This window comes from Emticicia sp. TH156 (genome assembly GCF_002855535.1).
GTDB classification, from domain to species: Bacteria; Bacteroidota; Bacteroidia; order Cytophagales; family Spirosomataceae; genus Emticicia; species Emticicia fluvialis.
Window position 1 is genome coordinate 921,646 of record NZ_PKRS01000001.1, and the last position, 20,102, is coordinate 941,747.

Here is a 20,102-nt window from a genome sequence, read left to right on the forward strand (position 1 = left end):
TCAACTAAGAAAAATACAATAGCAGAAAGCGTAAAAAACTGTCAGTAATTAATAACATAAAACCCGGGTAAACAATTCATAATTATCATTAATTTGGTTTTCATTTAATGCGCGCGCTTTTAATCAGGCTTTTTCAGCTAAAATTAAATATACGCGAAACCAAACGAAAAAGCTTCTTCAAAAGTTATGTGGATATGTTAAAATATAACAAAAGCCGCCAATGTGGATACTTGACTAATTAATCCAAATTTTTATCTTTGTCTTAACATCCGAAGAAAATATGAAAAAAGTACTCCTGCTAGCACTTGTTGCGTTAGCCTCATGTCAGAAAACAGCTGAAGTAAAAACCGGCACATGGCGTGCTGTTATACTCACTGCAGGCGGTGACCTGCCTTTTGGGTTGGATATCCGAAAAGAAGGCGAAGCCTACAATGTTTTGGTAATTAATGGCGATGAAAAACTGAAAATGGATCAATCGTTTCTGAAAGACGATTCGTTGCATATACCCATGGAGATTTTTGACTCTGAGATAGTAGCAAAAGTGGAAGGTGATAAAATGACCGGATACTGGAAAAAAATGCGTTCGGATTTTACATTTGTGTCTGGCAAATTCTTGGCTGAATATGGTAAAAACTATCGCTTTTCCGAGACCAGCGATGCACCCCAAGCCGTATTGGCAGACAAATACAGTGTTTTATTTCTATCTGCCGATAAAAAAGACTCAACCCAATCGGTTGGTGTGTTTCAAACCAAAGGGTCACAGGTACAGGGTAGTTTTCTGACTACCACCGGAGATTATCGATATCTGGCCGGCGATATTGTGGGCGACAGCCTGAAGTTGTCTTGCTTTGATGGTACGCACGCGTTTTTGTTTAAGGCAAAAATTGATGGCGATAACCTGACGGGAGGTTTCTGGTCTGGTGTTAGTGGCTATGAATCATGGACGGCCACCAAAGACAGTAGCGCAACATTACCAGACGTAACAAAATTAACGTATCTGAAAGAAGGCTATAAGACAGTAGATTTCAAATTTCAGAATACTGACAACAAGCTGATATCGCTGAGCGATGAAGCCTACAAAGGCAAGGTATTGGTAATACAGATTATGGGTTCATGGTGCCCCAACTGTATGGACGAAAGCCGCTTTCTGGCTCCGTGGTACAAGAAGAATAAAGACAGGGGCGTTGAGATTATAGGGTTGGCGTATGAAAAAAGCACCGATACAACGTTTGCCTTTCCGAAAATCAAGCGCATGAAAGCGCGTTTCGGTATTGATTACCAGGTGTTGCTGGCAGGAACCAACAATAAAGACGAAGCATCAAAAACACTACCTATGCTGAACAGGGTTATAGGTTTCCCGACCACTATTGTTATTGATAAAAAAGGGCAGGTACGTAAAATTCACACGGGGTTTTCGGGCCCGGGTACAGGTAAGTACTACGATGCGTTTGTGAGTGATTTTAACCGTCTGATAGATAAGCTTCTGGCAGAGAAATCCTGAACAGCGGCCTAAACAATTTGATTAATTTAGCGTTTAGAGTAAAAACTAAACACGAAAGCATGAGCATAGATACAACAGAGATTATTTTGGTAAACAATGCTGATGAAGCAACCGGAAGCGGGCAGAAATTGTGGGTGCATCAGCAGGGTTTGCTACACAGGGCTTTTTCAGTTCTGGTATTCAATGATAACAACGAATTACTTATTCATCAACGCGCATTAGATAAGTATCATTCTGGTGGTTTATGGACAAACACCTGTTGCGGACACCCTAATGTAGATGAGGAAATAAAATCTGCCGCCGAACGAAGATTAGGTGAAGAGATGGGTTTCACAACCTCTCTCGACTTTCTATACAAGTTTCATTACATAGCTCATTTTGACAACGGCTTGACAGAAAACGAAATAGACCATGTTTTTATGGGTATATATAATGAAACATTTGAAGTAAACCCCACCGAGGTGATTGCTTACAAGTGGGTTTCGGTGGCAGAAATTACTGAAGAGGCACAAAGAAAACCACAGGATTACACCGTTTGGTTCAGGAAGATTCTGAAAAGCGAGGCCTTCAATGAGTTTGTGTCAAACAATCATGTTTTAACATAAAATACTATTGTAATGGAAAAAAGGGTAATAGGCCTTGGTGGTGTATTCTTTAAATCGGAAGACAGCACAGCATTAAGGGGTTGGTACAAAGAGCATCTGGGTATTGACTCAGAGGCTTGGGGAGGTATTTTTGAATGGCGCAGAAAGGATAATCCGGACGACCTGACCTCAACTGCCTGGAATCCTTTTAAGAAGGATACCACCTATTTTGAGCCAAGCAAAAAAGACTTTATGATTAACTACCAGGTTGAAAATCTGGATGAACTGCTGGTGGCGCTGAAAGATGAAGGTGTAACCATTCTTGGCGGGCCTGATGATACCGAATACGGTAAGTTTGGCTGGATACTGGATCCCGAAGGTAACAAAATAGAACTTTGGGAGCCACCAAAAAATGTTTAGCGCTATCAATAATTATTGTATTTTTGTGCCTCTCATATTATTAATCAAAGCATGAAAAAAGGTCTGTTTGTTGTTATTTTTTTGCTTGTTTCTTCACTGACTTTTGCTCAAAAAAAATCAAAGAAAGATTATCTTGTTACCCTGAAAACCACCTACGGAACCATGCACATGGTTTTGTTTGATGATACGCCGCTGCATAAAGAAAATTTTATCAGACTGGTTAAGAAAAAGTTTTACGACAGCCTTATGTTTCATCGTGTTATAGACGGTTTCATGATTCAGGGTGGTGACCCTAATTCCCGAAAAGCTAAACCCGGCGAAATGTTGGGCAATGGTGGTGGAGACATGGAACGTATACCATTTGAGTTTAAGCCTAATCATGTGCACAGAAAAGGGGCTTTGGCTGCTGCCCGTGATAATAATCCAGAGAAGAAATCAAGTGCCTGCCAGTTTTATATTGTACAAGGCAAAAAACTGACAGACGATGAATTGACCACAGTGGCCGGTCGCAACAAAATGAATTACACCAACCAGCAAAGGGTCGATTACCTGGGCATGGGTGGTACCCCCCGTCTTGATAATAATTATACCGTTTTTGGTGAGGTAATTGACAACCTGAATGTGATAGACACCATTGCCGCCCAACCACGTGATAAAGCCGACCGACCGCTAAAAGACGTGAAAATGAGCATGACGGTGAAGAAGATGAAGAAGAAAAAAATCATGAAGCGGTATGGGTATAAGTATCAGTAGGACGGATTGCTAATCCGTCAAAACGTACAACGGATTGATAATCCGTTGATTTCCACAAACAGAAAAACAGACATCATTTAAGCGTAGAAGAAATACACAAGATATGAAGAAAATTTTACTGACAGGTTCTAATGGTTTGTTGGGGCAAAAGCTGGTTGAGCTTCTGGTTAGCACAACTAATCATGACGTATATGCAACAGCAAGAGGTGAAAACCGACTGCCGTTTACTAAAGGCTATACCTACACACCCATGGATATTACTGATAAAACCCAGGTGCAAGAGGTTATAGACCGCATTAAACCTGAAGTAATTATTAATACGGCGGCCATGACCAATGTAGATATGTGCGAGACCGCCAAAGACGATTGCTGGAAACAGAACGTAAACGCAGTAGAGTTTCTGGTTGAAGCAGCCGAAAGAAACCGTTGTTTTTTGCTACATGTATCAACCGACTTCATTTTTGATGGTAAAAACGGCCCTTACAAAGAAGACGCCGAGGCTAACCCTATCAGTTTCTATGGCTGGAGCAAATATGCAGCAGAGAAAATAGTAATAAACAGCAATATTCGCTGGGCAATTGCCCGCACTGTGCTCGTATATGGCATTGCTCATGATATGAGCCGTACCAATATTATTCTGTGGGTGAAGAAATCGCTTGAAGACGGAAAAAACATAAAAGTCGTAACCGACCAGTGGAGAACCCCTACACTGGCTGAAGATTTAGCCAAAGGATGTTTGCTGATTTCAGAAAAAGAAGCAGAAGGCATTTATAATATTTCAGGAAAAGACTTCCTGACTCCATACGAAATGGCCATCATGACGGCCGATTACTTTAACCTTGATAAATCGTTAATTTCCAAGGCAGACTCCACCACCTTTACGCAACCTGCCAAACGCCCGCCAAGAACAGGTTTTGATTTAACGAAATCGAACGAAGTGCTGGGGTACAACCCTGTTAGCTTTACAGAGGGTATAGAGATATTGGCCAAACAGATAGGAGCCTGATTTACAGATAGAATTTTTTCCAGCGGATATATTCTTCCACAATATCGCTTACCATATACCGTATGGGCTTGCCAGCCTTGATGCTGTTACGTATAAATGTGGCTGATATATCAAGCAAAGGCGCTTCTATAAACTTAATCTTCGGGTGGTTCCTGAACTTATGCTCTGGCGTATTGGGCCTGGGGTACACATACAGTGCATAATACTCAAGTATCTTATCGTAGTTTTTCCAGTTTTCAAATTGTACCAGATTGTCTTCGCCCATAATCAACTTGAATTCATGGTTTGGATGCCGTTCCGACAATTTGGCTAGTGTGTCTATGGTGTAGCTGGGTTTAGGCATTGAAAACTCAATGTCTGTTGCTTTTAGCTTATAATTATCCGAAATCGCCTTTTCTACCATGGTCAGCCTGTCAAATTCATGCAACAGGCCTTTGTTTTTCTTGAAGGGGTTCTGAGGCGACACCACAAACCAAACCTGTTCAAGGTCGGTAGTATAGGCCATTGTATTGGCAATAATCAGATGCCCTATATGAATAGGATTAAACGAGCCAAAAAACAAACCAATCTTCATGCTGCTTCTTTTAGTGTCAAAATCAAGCACAAATATATAAAAAAGGCGGCCACTCTATAAAAGAATGACCGCCCTCCTGGCTGGTAAGAGCCATAATTATATTTTAACCCACGTTTGTTTGCGGTGGCTTTCAATAATTCTCTCACAAATAAGCAATTCACGCAAGCCATCAGCAAATGTAGGGAACGTCGGGTTCTCCGGTTGTTTGCCTTCTGCTACGGCAGCATAAACTTCTTTAAACAATTGTTTTGATGTATCCGGGAAACCCTCGTTGTGCCCACCCGGGAAACTGATTAGGCTTGTGGCTTCACGATAAAACAACGATGGGTCTTTCATTAAAACCTGGTTGGCGCCATCACGTTTGCCAATCCACATTTCGTTTGGTTTTTCAGAGCACCATTCAAAATTAGCTTTTGAACCCGAAATCTCAAGATTCAAACGGTTTTTACGACCCGCCGAAACCTGGCTAACCGTTACACTTCCTTTATTGCCGTTATCAAATCTCAGCAATACGTTGGCGTGGTCTTCGGTATTGATAGGTACTTCCTGGTAATCAGAAGCCTGCAACATTTTGCCAGAGTAAGTTTCAATAGCTTTTAATGGTTTCAGACGTGTTTTGTGTACAGTTGAGAAATCAGCCATTACCTCTGTGATTTTCAGGCCTGTAATGTATTCTGTTACATCAAGTAAGTGTGAACCGATATCGGCAATAGCCCTTGAATCGCCAGATTTGTCCGGCTCCAAACGCCAGTTGTAGTCTGTCTGGTAGAAAAGCCAGTCTTGCAGATACGAACCCAGAATAGAGTAGATTTCACCCAGGTCGCCTTTTTCGCGCATGGTTTTCATCTGACGAACCAACGGATAATATCTCAGGTTGAAATGAACGGCATTAACAAGACCTGTTTCGGCTGCTATTTTTACCAGCTCTTCGGCTTCTTCAATTTTGGTAGCCAGAGGTTTTTCGCAAACAACGTGTTTGCCAGCCAGTAAAGCTGCTTTAGACTGAGAATAATGCAGGAAATTAGGCGTACAGATGTGAATACACTCGATGTCTTCCTGTTTCAGCAAGTCTTCAAAGATATAGGCTCTTTCAATTCCAAGGCTGGCAGCTTTTTCAGTAGCCAGGTCAATGTTAGCTTCGCAAAGTGCGGCCACTTCTACATTGGGTAAACGGCGTAGGGCTTCAATGTGAGCGGGCCCGATAAAACCCGTACCGACAACGGCAACTTTAATTTTTTTCATAGTGAAATAAAACCTCTGTCCCCTGATGAGGAATTAATTTTGGTTAAAGAATAAGGCCCCCTTCAGGGGTGGGGGCAACCGCTGTGCGGCATCTTAATTAAAACTACTAATGGCGTATTTTTCTGTATTACAGTATATGAGACTATATATGTAAAATCCTTCTTTTGATGTGCCATATTTACGTAAAATCTGCAAAACCGGCGACTTCACCCTGGTTTTAAGCAGGCTGGCAATATCTTTGGTGGCAACAATTGCCCGTACTTCCTGCTGCATACTGTTAACATCAATATGATACCGCATAAATAGCGTGCGGAACAACGAACCGTCAATCAGTGGTTGGTCTGTCATACCTTCCAGGTTAACATTCGGAAAATACGTTTGCTCAAGCATTATGGGCACTTCGTCCATAAAACGCAAGCGCTTCAAAAATACAAATTCTGTATGAATTTCCTGTTGAAGTAAGTGTTTAAAAATAGGCTCGGTAATGGTATGTATTACTGGCCCATCTAATATGCTGGTGGTGCCGTGGCGGTCGCTGGCAGTTACTACGTCTGTCCAGCCTTTCAAAGAAAGCAACCCCAGCGATTTCCGGTTGGCAGTTACAATACTACCCTTGCCGTGCTGGCGTGTAATGTACCCTTCTTTCACTAGTTCGTTTAGTGCCTGCCGGACGGTCATGCGGGTGGCATTAAACTCAACGCACAGTTCGTTTTCAGATGGGAGCAAACTACCCTCTGAGTGTTGCCCTGAAGTAATAGCCTCTTTTAAATGAGCCTGGATTTGCCGATAAAGCGGTATCTTCATAAATATTACCTCTGTGCTAAAGAGTATTGGCTGTAAAGAACGCAAAAATAATACGCATTTGGCTAATACTTTTATTTTATGCAGTCTCTTATTTATCAAAAAAGGCATTCAGGATTCCCGAATGCCTTTCCAAGACGAAAATACTTTAACCTATGATGAATACTCCGACTGGCGGAGGATTCAAAATCTTTAAACTTCAATAAAGAAGTTAAGTAAATTTATATCAATAAATTCTGTTGTCAAACGCTAAATATACCATACAAAAAAAGTTAAAAAACGTTGTATAATCAAATATTTACCCTGTTTTTTTTAATCTATGATAATATATAGTCATGTTTTGTCAAAAAAGTATCAGAATAACCAGGATACACATGCAATGCTTTACGCGTATCTGTATACTGGCATGTGCCATCATATTCCGTTCGTGGTTAATTGTTAACTTTAAGTGTATTTAATCAAAAAAAAACCGTTTTTTTTCTGAAAACTTCAAAAAAAACTATCTTTGCTACACTTTCCTAAAAACCAATGTCCTATGCTTTACTACTTATTTGCTTACCTTGACAAGACCTTCAATTTCCCGGGTGCGGGGGTGTTTCAGTACATTACTTTTCGTGCCATGGGCTCTATAGTTTTATCGCTTTTAATTGCGGCAATTTTTGGTATACGGCTCATTAACTATCTCCGTAAACTTCAGATTGGCGAAACCATCAGAGACCTGGGTCTTGAAGGCCAAATGCAGAAAAAAGGAACACCTACCATGGGTGGCTTCATTATTCTGGCATCGCTCATGATTCCGGTATTATTATTTGCACGCCTGGATAACGTCTACATTGTATTGCTGATTATTGCTACCATCTGGACATGCGGCATCGGCTTTGCCGACGACTACATAAAGGTTTTTAAGAAAGATAAAGAGGGGCTGAAAGGACGTTTTAAAATAGTTGGGCAAGTTGGCCTGGGGCTGATTGTTGGTCTTACTTTGTACTTCAACGATAATGTAAAAATCAGAGTCTACGAAAAAGCGAAAATAAGCACGGCGGTTGGAGAAGTGCAAAAGTATGTAGATGTACACTCACTGACAACCACGGTGCCTTTTACCAAAAATAATGAGGTAGATTATCAGATTCTAGGTAGTTTTTTACCAGAAAGTATGGCCTGGATTCCGTATGTATTAATAGTGATTTTTATCATTACGGCGGTATCAAACGGGGCTAACATTACTGATGGTATTGACGGCCTGGCTGCTGGTACATCTGCCATAATAGGGTTAACGCTGGCTATTTTTGCTTATTTATCAGGCAATAAGGTGTTTTCTCAATACCTCAACATCATGATGATCCCGAACTCTGGCGAGATAGTGATTTTCTGTTCGGCCTTTGTGGGGGCCTGTATAGGCTTTATGTGGTATAATGCGTATCCGGCACAGGTGTTTATGGGTGATACCGGTAGCTTGATGCTCGGTAGTGTTATTGCGGTGCTGGCGTTGGCTTTGCGTAAAGAACTATTGATACCGGTTATGTGCGGTATTTTTCTGGTCGAAAGCATATCGGTAATTCTACAGGTGAGCTATTTTAAATATCAGAAGCGAAAGAACGGTCTGGAATTTGCTCAGAAAAACCGGCTTTTCCTGATGTCGCCATTACACCATCATTTTCAGAAAAAAGGTTACCATGAGTCAAAGATTGTAACCCGTTTTCTGATAGTAGGCATTGTGCTGGCGGTGGCGTGTCTGGTAACGCTCAAACTCCGCTAGGCATTATTTCAGAATCTCATCTAGTTTGGTCTGATATTCCTTGAATTTATTCAAACCCCGATGGCGTCCTCCTGGTAAGGTAGTGAGTATGTCATCGGGGCTTTTCTTTAATATCTCAGCCAGTTTCAGGCTATGGCTGTACGGAATTATCGGGTCGTCGGTACCATGAAATAGATACAACGGGGCTTTCACTTTCGTTATCCACTCTTCAGCAGGTAAAATAAATTCACAGACTTTGCTGTACGGATAAATTGGCAGGCGGCTCCAGGCAATAGCAGGTATGCTGGTATAGGGAGTTTCCAGAATCAGCATTTTTACATCATTATCCATAGCCAGTCTTGTGGCTACTCCTGTGCCCAGCGAGCGCCCGTAAACAATAATGTCTCTGGGCGGGTATCTCCGCTGAATATCCTTAAGCACGGTCTGTGCATCGCTCAACAGATTTTTTTCATCCAGGCGGCCATTGCTTTTTCCAAACCCCCTGTAATCGTACATAATTACATCATATCCCCTTGAGGTAAAGTCTTCGGCATATTTACCCCAGGCTTTTATATTGCGCGAGTTGCCGTGCAAATACATAACCACACCTTTCCGCGGGTTAGCCGCCGTTGTAAACATCAGGGCATTCAGCTTAATTTTAGGCTCGGTAGCAAAATAAAACTCCTGGGCATTTTTAAACTCAAAAGCATAATCTTTGTCCAGTTTTTCTGGGTGTAGCATAATAAAACGCTGAAACAATACGGCTAATCCGAAAACGGCAACGTATACAATCAGGGCAATGGTAAGGATTCTCTTCAACACGTATCTATCTGTTTTTTTTGCAGAGTTAAGTTTCATTATACAAAACTATTCTATTCAGAATTGTTTGTCAAAGATTAAATCAAATCTGTCTGTTAAAATATCAATCAGGCGGCCGGTGGTAACCTTCTTAAGATGGAATATTCTGGTACTCAATAAAGCAGCAGTGCATATAGTATTTACACAAACTAGCCCCAAAACAATAAAGGCAGGGTATAACGAAGCACTTGGGCTATGTAATAGTAATAAATAATATGTCTTAACCTACGCCGGCGAACCACTAAAGGCAATGTTTTTCATTTTAAGCAAATGCCCATTTGTAATAATATGCTTAAGGTCGTTTACTTTTGCGTATTGCGTGCCTTCATAGTGGCTTACCAGCTCAAATAGAATATCCTTTAGTTGCTCTAGTTTTTCGGCTCCTATTATTTCTGTAAATTTATCGTTCACATGTTCCATGCACCTTTTCCAGTCAAGCAATGCCTGCAGCCCCTTTTCTGTATGTCTTACTATCAGTGCACGGGCGTCTGCCTGGTCTTTTACCACATTTACATATCCTTCATTTTGTAATTCCTTTATCAGTTTGCTCATAGCCTGCTTGGTTACGCAGGCGCGCTGAGAAAGATTATTGATGTTGGTGCCCTCTAATTCTATGTGTACCAAAGCTACAATGTGGCCTATTCTGAAATTGGTATAGCCGATACTCTGCACATAGTCTCCTGCCAGATCGCTCACATACCTGTAGGTCTTGCTTAAAAGCCGTCCCATCAGTCGCTCCTTTTTAGATTTAAAAGCGGCTATTTCTTTTAGAATTTCTTCGTTCATTGTTGTTGTTCAGATTCAAAGCATTCATTTAAATGCCTAATGAAAACACTAAATTTCATTATTTCTTGTGTTCTGATACAAAATTATATAGAAAAAATAAATTAGTCAATATGCTTGACTAATTTAGTAAACTTAGTTTACATTTGCATCGTCAATTTAGTTGACTAATTCTAAGAACAAACGCAAAAACAAAACAATCGGATTAAGATGGCTACTCCGCAGAAAAAAAGCATTAAAAATTACATTCCACGTATCATTTTATTAATCGTTGTGCTTGCCGCCGGCATCTATGCCTATCAAAGCTACAAGTATGGGCAGGGGCACGAGTCAACAGATAATGCCCAGATAGAAACTTATTCGGTACCGGTGGTACCACGTGTAGGGGGTTACGTGAATACCGTAAACATGAAAGACTTTGAACAGGTAAAGAAGGGCCAGCTACTGGTAGATATTGACGACCAGGAACAACAACTGGCTCTGGCCGAAATGGAAGCCGTTTATCAGCAATTATTAACAGATGTTGAAAACGCAAAAGCTAACATAAAAAACACAAAAATGACAATCAGCGCGGCTGAAACTAACCTGAAGGCTACCGCTTTGCGAAAAGATAAAGCTAGAAGAGACTCAGAGAGAGATGCTAAGTTACTGGCTGACAATGCCATTACGCGCCGCCAGGCAGAAGACAGCCAGTCGGGTCTGGATGTGCTTAATGCCCAGTATGATGGTCAAAAACAAGACATTGCCGCTACTAAATCACGCCTGGATATACTAGGCAGTAACCTACACAAAGCAGAAGCAGCGCTGGCTGTACAAAGAGCTAAAATTGACCAGCAAAGACTAAAACTGACTTACTCTAAAATCTATGCTACCGAAAATGGTAAAATAGGCCGGAAAAGCGTTGAGCCTGGGCAATACATACAGCCCGGGCAAACTTTGGCCACCATTGTGCAGGACTCATTATACTGGGTTGTGGCCAACTTTAAAGAAACGCAAATAAGCAGATTGGCTATAGGCCAGCAGGCGGTTATTAAGCTGGATGCCTTCCCTGATTTGGAGCTGACAGGCAAAATTATTGATTTCTCTGATGCCACCGGAGCCAAATATGCATTACTGCCACCTGATAATGCCAGTGGAAACTTTGTGAAAGTTACCCAGCGAATACCAGTAAAAATTGCCATTGACCATGTAGAAAAATACCGCGACAAACTACGCGCAGGCATGAGCCTTGAAGTGGAAGTGAAACTGAAGTAAGGCATACACCCACAAAAAAATTACATGGAAAAAACAGTAGAAATAGAAAATAAAGCAGTAGGTGCTTCCAGGTTTATTATTGTTCTCACAACAGTGACGGCAGCCATTATGGAGCTGCTAGACACAACGATTGTAAACGTAGCACTGAATCAGATGGCTGGCTCGTTAGGGGCTACCATTGAAGATATTGCCTGGGTTATTACTTCTTATGCCATAGCCAACGTAATTATTATACCCATGACAGGCTTTTTGGGAGAGTATTTCGGGCGCAAAAATTACTACCTGGTATCAATGGTTGTGTTTGGTATAACGTCTTACCTCTGTGGTAATTCGGGTAGTCTTTGGGAACTGGTGTTCTGGAGGTTCATACAGGGCATAGGCGGCGGAGCTTTGCTGTCAACATCTCAGGCTATTTTGTTTGACGCCTTCCCGGGTAAAGAACGCGGAACAGCCTCAGGGCTTTTTGGTATGGGTATTGTATTAGGCCCTACACTCGGCCCCACTCTGGGTGGATACATCGTAGATAATTATACATGGGGCGACATCTTCTTTATTAATGTACCCATCTGTATTATTGCTACTATTCTGACCATTCTTTATATACCTAAAAAAGCAGGTGAGGGTACTAAAAAAGACCAGATAAAGATTGATTACCCGGGTATATTATTATTGATGATTGGTATTGGCGCCCTGCAGTATGTGCTTGAAAAGGGAGAATCGAAAGACTGGTTTCAATCAAAAGAAATAATGATTGTGAGCCTGGTGGCAGTATTAGGCATTGTGGGTTTCATAGGCCGGGAGCTCAATACAGACCACCCTGTGGTTAATCTCAGGGTTTTCGGAAACCGTAACTTTGCGTTTTCAAGCATTTTTGTAATGGTTTCAGGCTTTGGGTTGTTTACTTCTGTGTTCGTATATCCGGTTCTGGTGCAGCGCATCAATGGTTTCACCCCTTATGAAACGGGTCTTTCACTTTTGTTCCCAACGTTAACCATCCTGCCTTTGTTCCCTATTCTTGGTCGGCGGATGTCGGCTGGCGCATCACCAATTCCATTTGTTATTGCCGGTATTCTCATATTTGCATTCTTTGGTTTTTATAGTGGTACCGCAACTACCGATATGAGTCGCTGGGATTTCTACCCCATGCAGCTGATGCGCGGACTAGGAACCGTACTTTTGCAGCTACCCCTTATCAATGCCTCGGTGGCAGGTTTAAAGCCCAACGAGTTTGGGGCGGGTATATCTCTTACCAATATGATACGCCAGCTGGGTGGGGCTTTTGGTATTGCCTTGGCCAACAACTATGTGGCTATACAGTATGCACAGCACCGGTCAGATATGGTATCCAACTACGTGCCCAGTAACCCATTATTTATGGAACGGCTCAATGGTCTTAAGATGACATTCCTGTCGAAGTCGGGCGATGCAATACATGCCACCACACAGGCATACAGGCAATTGGAGTTGCTGCTAGACAGGCAGGCGTATTATCTGGCATATCTGGACACCTTCCGTATCATATCATTATTCTTTATATGTGTATTGCCCCTTGTTGTATTGCTGCGCACTAAAAAGAAAAGTGCTGCCGAGGCAGCAGAGGCCGCCAAGGCTGCCGCAGAGTCTCATTAATGACAGGTATCATTCAAAAATATTTAAGTTTTTAACAATGAAATTTCCGAAAATAACCATAACTCTCTTATTGCTTCTCAGTCAGGTAGCCCTTGCACAGAACCAGAATGAGGCGCTGGCTTCTTTAGTGAAGCAGGCCATTGAGTATTCGCCAAGAGTAAAAGAACAAGTGCAATTACTGAATACCGGCGATTACCGAATTAAAGTGCAGGAAAGCGGGCTGAAACCCCAGATTAGCGGAGAAGTGGGCTACACAAGACTTGACCCCGTAGCCGAAGCTGTTATACCGATTCAGGGTTTCGACGGTAAATTGCAGTTTCAGCCTCATAACAACTACAATACGGCCGTAAATGCCTCTTATGTTATATATGACTGGGGCCGTTTTAAGGCGGGTGTACAGAAAACCCTGCTGGATATGCAGCAACAGCGAGAGAGCATTGAGAGCCTTAAACAAACTCTGGCTTATCAGGTTGCGCAGTTGTATTATAGTATTATTTATATCCAAAAGGCCATTGTTGTGCAGCAAGACCAGGTTAAGCTGGTAGAAGAAAACGGTAAAATTATCAGCGATCGCCTGAAGAGTGGCGACGCCCTGGACTATGATTTGGTACAGGTTCAGGTACGCTATAAAAATGCCGAGATACGGGTAGTAGATTTGCAGGGGCAACTAGAAAAACAATATATTTTCTTAAGTGCGCTGATAGGCTCTGATGCCAGAAAGCAGGTTCCGGCCAATGCCGAGCTGCAATACAACTATCCGATTGCCGATGCTCAGGGGGCTATCAGTGAGGCTGTTACCAATAATCAGGACATAAAAACGGCACTGGCCCGCGAAAACGCACTGGCACAAGACGTGAAGATATCTTCAATGACAAACCTGCCACAACTGGCGGCCAACGGAGCTGTGGGTATCAGAAATGGGTATCAACCCAACATTGACGCATGGCGATTCAATACCTTAATGGGTGTAAAGCTCAATATCCCGATTTATACCGGAAAGCGCGGCGCGTATAACACACAAATTGCCCGCATTAATCTGGATGCTGCCAAACAAAGCACTGAGGCACAGAAAACACAGATAAACCGCGACATTGAAAATGCTTTTAATGATATAAAAGTAGCCACCCAAAAACGCACTTTAGCCGAAAGAAATGTGTATCAGGCAGAGTACGGTTTGAAACTGGCCAAAGCACGTCTGGTAAATGGGGTAAGTACTCCACTGGAAATTCAGACGTCTGAAACGGCTGTACAGGAAGCAAAATTCAGCCTGTTGCAATATGATTATCAGATATTACTGGCAAAACTGGAAATCAGCAGGTTGTCGGGGGTGAAGTTGTAGAGGTGAAACGCAAATAGTTACAAGCCCATCTGAACACTCCGGTGTACAGATGGGCTTTGTTTTTTGGTGCACATCTAAACTCAAACCCACCTAAATCTGTTATACATTCAGGTACAGCAAAATAGACCGGAAATTTATTCCCACATGTCTGATTTTTCCTCTAATTTTGGCAAAAAATCCCCCTTCATCAATCATGAATAACACTGTCTTTAAAGTACCTGCTCCGGTAAACGAACCGGTTCTGGGTTATGCTAAAGGTTCTCCTGAAAAAATTGCATTAAAAAAAGCCATTGCCGAAGCCCGTTCGAAACAGATAGACGTGCCTATGTATATTGGCAGTGAGCTGGTTTATACCGATAACAAGATTAAACTTTCACCCCCGCACGACCACCAACATATATTAGGGTATGCCAGCGAGGGTGATGCATCTCATGTGCAACGTGCTATTGATGCCGCTTTGGCGGCTCGTACGGCGTGGGCAGCACTCTCGTGGGAGCAAAGAGCCAGCATTTTCCTGAAAGCTGCCGATTTACTGGCCGGGCCGTACCGGGCCAGAATCAATGCGGCTACCATGTTGGGGCAATCTAAAAATGCCTATCAGGCAGAAATTGATTCAGCGTGCGAGCTCATAGACTTTCTGCGATTCAATGTAGCCTTTATGGAGCAGGTCTATACCCAGCAGCCGGAGTCATCAAAAGGAATGTGGAACAGACTGGAGTATCGTCCGTTGGAAGGTTTTGTATTTGCATTAACGCCGTTCAACTTCACTGCCATAGCAGGTAATTTACCTTCTTGCGTAGCCATGATGGGTAATGTTACCGTATGGAAGCCTGCCTATACCCAGATATACTCGGCCCAGGTAATTATGGAGGTATTCCGTGAGGCTGGTTTGCCTGATGGCGTAATCAACCTCATTTATGTAGACGGCCCTGTGGCGGGTGATGTGATTTTCAAACATCCTGATTTTGCGGGTATCCACTTTACAGGTAGTACGAGGGTCTTCCAAACCATCTGGAAAACCATTGGCGAGAACATCCATTTGTATAAATCGTATCCGCGTATTGTGGGTGAAACCGGAGGTAAAGATTTTGTGATGGCACATGAGTCGGCCGATGCAAAAGCCTTGGCCACGGGTCTGGTTCGTGGGGCGTTTGAATATCAGGGACAAAAATGTTCGGCAGCTTCGCGGGCTTATATTCCTTCAAATATCTGGGAAGAAGTGAAAGGATATATGGTTGAAGATTTGAAAGAGATAAAAACAGGCGGCACCGAAGACTTCACTAATTTTGTAAATGCGGTTATTGATGAAAGAGCTTTTGACAAAATTGCCACCTATATTGATAATGCGAAGAAGAGCGACAAAGTAACCATAATTGCAGGGGGAAACTACGATAAATCTAAAGGGTATTTTATTGAGCCGACTGTTTTATTAACATCAGACCCACTGTATGTAACCATGTGTGAAGAGATTTTCGGTCCGGTGCTCACTATCTATGTATATGAAGCCGCTGATTTTGAGCAAACCCTGGAACTGGTTAATTCCACTTCGCCTTATGCGTTAACCGGGGCTATCTTTGCCAAAGACCGTTATGCCATTGATTTGGCTACCAAAAAATTGGTGGATGCCGCCGGAAACTTCTATGTGAATGATAAACCAACCGGAGCAGTAGTAGGTCAGCAACCATTTGGAGGAGCCCGTGCTTCAGGCACTAACGACAAAGCCGGGTCTATCCTGAATTTGTTCCGTTGGGTACAACCACGTACCATTAAAGAAACCTTTGTTTCGCCGACTGATTATAAATATCCGTTTTTAGGAGAAGAGTAAGTAAAAGTAATTGTGCTTGATGAGTGGCCAATGCCTCGATGTCAACAAAAAAGGTAGCATTTTAACGTGCTACCTTTTTTTTGCTTTCTAATTCGAAAAACCGACTAAAGTCGAGCGCTATTTAAATAGAGAACATTACTAACAGATATGTACCGACTGAAGTCGACACCGTACTTTACTCCTCCCATGCCCAGTCAATGCGGTGCTTCATGTCTTTAATCGTCATGCCATTTGACTTAAAGTAAGCTCTTATCTCATCAACTTTGTCGTATCTCTGGCTTGATTTGTATTCTTTATATAACGACAACAGACCGCTCAGAATACCGTCGCCCTGTGCTATAGGTTCCTCCTTAAGACCTAAAATCTGCTCCAAAAATACCACAAACTTTTCTTTCAATAAGTTGAAGGTATCTTCGCCTAGGGCTCTAGGGTTCAGCTGATTCATGTATATCATGTTTACATATTTCAGCAAATTAAAAAGCTGGGCAATGGCCACTGCGGTGTTCAGGTCATCATTCATGGCCTCATAAAAAGCCTGAATGGTCTTCTCAATGTCTTCTTTTTTCTTTTGGTCTATTGCTATCTCTACTGCCGGGGTTGCCGTTGCCGGTTTGTCAACTACTGCAGATTGCGCATCATTTATCAACTCACTCAGAACCGTGTCTGCCGGTTTATCGTTAATACCAATTGTAAGGGTCTTCACAATCCGCAAACCGTTAATCAAGCGACGGTATCCTTTCTGGGCAGCGCGCAGCGCATCATTCGAGAAATCCAGAGTACTTCGGTATTGAGATTGCAACATGAAGAACCGAACCGTCATGGGGCTATAGGCCTGGTCAAGCAGCGGGTGGCTGCCTGCAAAAAGCTCAGCAGGTAAAAACGAGTTGCCCAACGATTTCGACATCTTCTGTCCGTTCACCGTCAACATATTTGAGTGCATCCAGTAACGAACAGGCTCTGTGCCGGTTATACCCACACCCTGAGCAATTTCACACTCATGATGCGGAAACTTCAAATCCATACCACCGCCATGAATATCAAATTGTTTGCCCAGATACTTGGTGCTCATACAGGTACACTCTAAGTGCCAGCCCGGGAAACCCATTCCCCAGGGCGACTTCCATTGCATAATATGCTCAGGGCTTGCGTTTTTCCAGATGGCAAAATCAAGCGGGTTTCGCTTTTCTGCTTGGCCGTCCAGTTCGCGGGTTTCGTTCAGCAAATCTTCCAGAATTCTTCCTGATAGCTTACCGTAGTCGTTACCTGCTGCATTATATTTACTGATATCAAAATAAACAGAGCCGTTCGACTCATAAGCCAGGCCTTTATCAATCAAAACTTTTACGGCTTCAATCTGTTCTACCAGGTGGCCGGTGGCAGTAGGCTCAATACTTGGCGGCAGAAAATTGAATTGCTCAAGCACTTTGTGGAAATCGTTGGTGTACCGTTGCACAATTTCCATCGGCTCCAGTTTTTCCAGTTTGGCCATTTTGCCAATTTTATCTTCTCCTTCGTCGCCATCACCCACCAGGTGGCCCACATCGGTAATGTTTCTTACATAGCGAACCTTATAGCCAATCTCGGTCAGGTACCGGTAAAGCACATCAAAAGTAAGAAATGTACGCACGTTGCCCAGGTGTACATAATTATATACAGTAGGCCCGCAAACATACATACCCACATAGGGGGCATTAATCGGTTTAAACTCTTCTTTTTGGCGTGAAAGCGTATTGTAAATTTTCAGGTTCTGCATATAGGTTCTTCAATAATCAGATTAATCTATCGTATAACGTTCCTTGCGGTATTGCCTATCTAAAATAGATAATGCAAATTTAAGTTTAATTTCTTTATATATATAATGTATATAGTATAAGGCTTCAGGCCACGGGTACTTCAAGCAAACAGGCCATCAGTTTTTGTTCCAAGCCAGCCCAGTCTGGTTTTTGAGGGGCAATCAGCTCAATTCGGCTGTCGCGTCGGTAAGCAATGTATTGTACAGTAAATTGCCCGTCTGCTGCATTAATCAAAACCCAGTCTTTCCCGATTCTGAAAACACCCTTGGCTCGTTCTATTCCCGTCAGGGTACTGAAAAACTGACGCAACTTGGGCAGATTGAAAAGTTCGTCCGGAGAGAAAATCCATCCGCAGCCATACAGCCCCAGGCCATGACTTTCTTTTTTTACCGGATTACCAACAGCAGGCACCTGTAATTCTTCTTCGTGTTGGTGGGTATGGGTATGTTCATGCGTGTGTGGTGCAAACTGTGCCTTTCTTTCAGGGAAAGGGTCAATATTCAACCACCTGAAATCAATTTCACCATTGGCAACAGACTCTATCAATAACTTGGGTGGATACAAGGTCTTTGCCCAGTCGGTAAACTGCTGCGTTAATGCTTCACCGGCCAGGTCGGTTTTGTTGGCAACTAGTACATCAGCCAGATTTATCTGATCCTGAAAAGTTTCGTGTGCATTGAAGTCGGTCTGCGCCCAACGCCTTGGGTCAACCAGGCATATAGTGGCTTTTACATCCAGTATATCTTTCATGAATTTGTTGCGCAGCAAATCAAGAATGTTCTCCGGATGTCCCATACCCGTAGGCTCAATCAGAATGCGGTCTGGCTTTTGTTGTCGCAAAACCGTGGTGAGTGTAAACTGCATGGGCACATTGGCCGTGCAACAAATGCAGCCCCCTGCCACCTCCCGGATGGTGAGCCCATCTCTTTCATCAATAGCGGCGTGGTCTATAGAAACAGCACCGAATTCATTAATAATAATAGCCCAGCGCTCGTTTGTGGGCTTGCTCGCCAGCAGATGTTTGATGGCAGTGGTTTTACCCACGCCTAAGAAGCCGGTAATGAGATTGACAGGGATTTTCATATAATTATAAGTGTCAGTGGTTTTCTACTTATATATATATATAGTATCAGAACATACCTATTATATATAGTAGAAGTGTATGGGTCATAACAAAGAATCGGTTTATTAAGTTTTTGCAGCCTCTAAATACTGGCGCCGTGGCTGGTAATAAGAATAAATAATTGTATAATTCGGAGCGGATGTGCTGAATGCAGCGTTTATAGTCTTATATTATTGCACAAAACGAAGAACTAATATAAACTTTAGGGATGGGGTAATTTATAAATAGCTGAAGATAAGGGGAGTAAGGAATAGGGGTTAAAAAACTTTGGGGAAAGGCCTTGACAAAGGGTAAAAAGAGGCGTACCTTTGCAGTCCCAAAAATGGAAGAAGCACTGAGCGTTACATAGCAGGAGCATAGTAAAAAGGTGGGAGCCAGGGAATTGGGAGATGGGTAAAAAAAAGAGTAGAATTAATTTGGAGATGTAGAAATAAAGTCAGACCTTTGCACCCCGGTTAATTGAGAGAGAAAGAAGAGGAGGAGAGGAAAACGGGAGGTAAGCGCGAGGCGAAAAAAAACTTCAAAAATAATTTGGGAATGTAAAAATAAATTCAGAATTTTGCACCCCGATTGATTGAAAGAGGAGAGAAAGAAAAGGAAGAGGCGATAAGGAGAGTGAAAAAAAATATGAAAAAATATTTTTTTAATTCAAAAAAGAGCAGTAACTTTGCAGTCCGTTTCGCTTACTAAAAATAAGAAAACGGAAAAACGAAAAGAAAAGTTCAGAGTGAAAATAAGAATTGATTAAGCGGTAGAGGAAGAAGAGAAGGAAGGGGGTTTAATTGGTTTAACAAGTCGGAAGGTAGTAATACTGGATGAATAAAGTTCATTAACTTGTTGAGAATGCAAATGCGAGACCTTAAGTAGTCAGGCAAACTTTGA

Annotated in this window: 17 protein-coding genes; 10 read left to right on the forward strand and 7 right to left on the reverse strand. The window is 42.4% G+C overall.

The genetic code is table 11. The annotated features are described in order from the left end of the window. Positions 1–280 precede the first annotated feature (280 nt). From C0V77_RS03880 to C0V77_RS03900, 5 genes are all read left to right on the forward strand, one after another. On the forward strand, positions 281–1,501 hold the full coding sequence (locus C0V77_RS03880; RefSeq protein ID WP_101724979.1) for a peroxiredoxin: 1,221 nt from the start codon (positions 281–283) through the stop codon (positions 1,499–1,501). 59 nt (positions 1,502–1,560) lie between these two features. After that, entirely contained in the window at positions 1,561–2,106 is a 546-nt protein-coding gene (idi, locus tag C0V77_RS03885) for an isopentenyl-diphosphate Delta-isomerase (protein WP_101724980.1), read from the forward strand. 12 nt (positions 2,107–2,118) lie between these two features. Then, complete coding sequence (locus C0V77_RS03890; RefSeq protein ID WP_101724981.1) at positions 2,119–2,505, forward strand: VOC family protein; 387 nt, start codon at positions 2,119–2,121, stop codon at positions 2,503–2,505. Positions 2,506–2,556: 51 nt separating this feature from the next. Next, entirely contained in the window at positions 2,557–3,258 is a 702-nt protein-coding gene (locus tag C0V77_RS03895) for a peptidylprolyl isomerase (RefSeq protein ID WP_101724982.1), read from the forward strand. A 103-nt stretch (positions 3,259–3,361) separates the two neighbouring features. Beyond that, positions 3,362–4,264: an NAD(P)-dependent oxidoreductase gene (locus C0V77_RS03900; RefSeq protein WP_101724983.1), complete on the forward strand. Its 903-nt coding sequence runs from the start codon at positions 3,362–3,364 to the stop codon at positions 4,262–4,264. Position 4,265: 1 nt separating this feature from the next. On the opposite strand, the gene nadD is transcribed toward C0V77_RS03900, so the two are convergent. The 3 genes from nadD to C0V77_RS03915 all read right to left on the reverse strand — a co-directional run bounded on the left by nadD (position 4,266) and on the right by C0V77_RS03915 (position 6,884). Then, positions 4,266–4,838, reverse strand: coding sequence for a nicotinate (nicotinamide) nucleotide adenylyltransferase (gene nadD, locus C0V77_RS03905; RefSeq protein WP_101724984.1), 573 nt, complete (start codon positions 4,836–4,838; stop codon positions 4,266–4,268). A gap of 96 nt (positions 4,839–4,934) precedes the next feature. Next, a complete protein-coding gene (locus C0V77_RS03910) occupies positions 4,935–6,080 on the reverse strand; it encodes a Gfo/Idh/MocA family protein (protein ID WP_101724985.1) in 1,146 nt (381 codons plus the stop codon). A 93-nt stretch (positions 6,081–6,173) separates the two neighbouring features. After that, positions 6,174–6,884: a GntR family transcriptional regulator gene (locus tag C0V77_RS03915; RefSeq protein ID WP_158237878.1), complete on the reverse strand. Its 711-nt coding sequence runs from the start codon at positions 6,882–6,884 to the stop codon at positions 6,174–6,176. A 532-nt stretch (positions 6,885–7,416) separates the two neighbouring features. On the opposite strand from C0V77_RS03915, the gene mraY reads away from it, so the two are divergent. Beyond that, positions 7,417–8,637, forward strand: a complete 1,221-nt coding sequence (gene mraY, locus C0V77_RS03920) for a phospho-N-acetylmuramoyl-pentapeptide-transferase (RefSeq protein ID WP_101724987.1) — start codon at positions 7,417–7,419, stop codon at positions 8,635–8,637. A gap of 3 nt (positions 8,638–8,640) precedes the next feature. Here the strand turns inward: mraY and C0V77_RS03925 are convergent, their stop codons facing one another. Further along, positions 8,641–9,474 (reverse strand): alpha/beta hydrolase, encoded by an 834-nt coding sequence (locus tag C0V77_RS03925; protein ID WP_101724988.1) that lies wholly within the window; start codon positions 9,472–9,474, stop codon positions 8,641–8,643. A gap of 225 nt (positions 9,475–9,699) precedes the next feature. Next, positions 9,700–10,260 carry a MarR family winged helix-turn-helix transcriptional regulator gene (locus C0V77_RS03930; protein WP_101724989.1) on the reverse strand — a complete coding sequence of 187 codons (561 nt, stop codon included), beginning with the start codon at positions 10,258–10,260 and terminating at the stop codon, positions 9,700–9,702. Positions 10,261–10,467: 207 nt separating this feature from the next. Between C0V77_RS03930 and C0V77_RS03935 the strand changes: the two genes are divergently transcribed. From C0V77_RS03935 to pruA, 4 genes are all read left to right on the forward strand, one after another. Next, positions 10,468–11,511: an HlyD family secretion protein gene (locus C0V77_RS03935; RefSeq protein ID WP_101724990.1), complete on the forward strand. Its 1,044-nt coding sequence runs from the start codon at positions 10,468–10,470 to the stop codon at positions 11,509–11,511. A gap of 24 nt (positions 11,512–11,535) precedes the next feature. Then, positions 11,536–13,140, forward strand: a complete 1,605-nt coding sequence (locus C0V77_RS03940) for a DHA2 family efflux MFS transporter permease subunit (protein WP_101724991.1) — start codon at positions 11,536–11,538, stop codon at positions 13,138–13,140. Between the two features lie 37 nt (positions 13,141–13,177). After that, on the forward strand, positions 13,178–14,479 hold the full coding sequence (locus C0V77_RS03945; protein ID WP_101724992.1) for a TolC family protein: 1,302 nt from the start codon (positions 13,178–13,180) through the stop codon (positions 14,477–14,479). Positions 14,480–14,672: 193 nt separating this feature from the next. Beyond that, positions 14,673–16,304: an L-glutamate gamma-semialdehyde dehydrogenase gene (gene pruA / locus C0V77_RS03950; RefSeq protein WP_101724993.1), complete on the forward strand. Its 1,632-nt coding sequence runs from the start codon at positions 14,673–14,675 to the stop codon at positions 16,302–16,304. A gap of 175 nt (positions 16,305–16,479) precedes the next feature. On the opposite strand, the gene cysS is transcribed toward pruA, so the two are convergent. Beyond that, on the reverse strand, positions 16,480–18,057 hold the full coding sequence (gene cysS, locus C0V77_RS03955; protein ID WP_101724994.1) for a cysteine--tRNA ligase: 1,578 nt from the start codon (positions 18,055–18,057) through the stop codon (positions 16,480–16,482). Positions 18,058–18,181: 124 nt separating this feature from the next. After that, positions 18,182–19,180, reverse strand: coding sequence for a GTP-binding protein (locus tag C0V77_RS03960; RefSeq protein ID WP_101724995.1), 999 nt, complete (start codon positions 19,178–19,180; stop codon positions 18,182–18,184). Between the last annotated feature and the right edge of the window lie 922 nt (positions 19,181–20,102).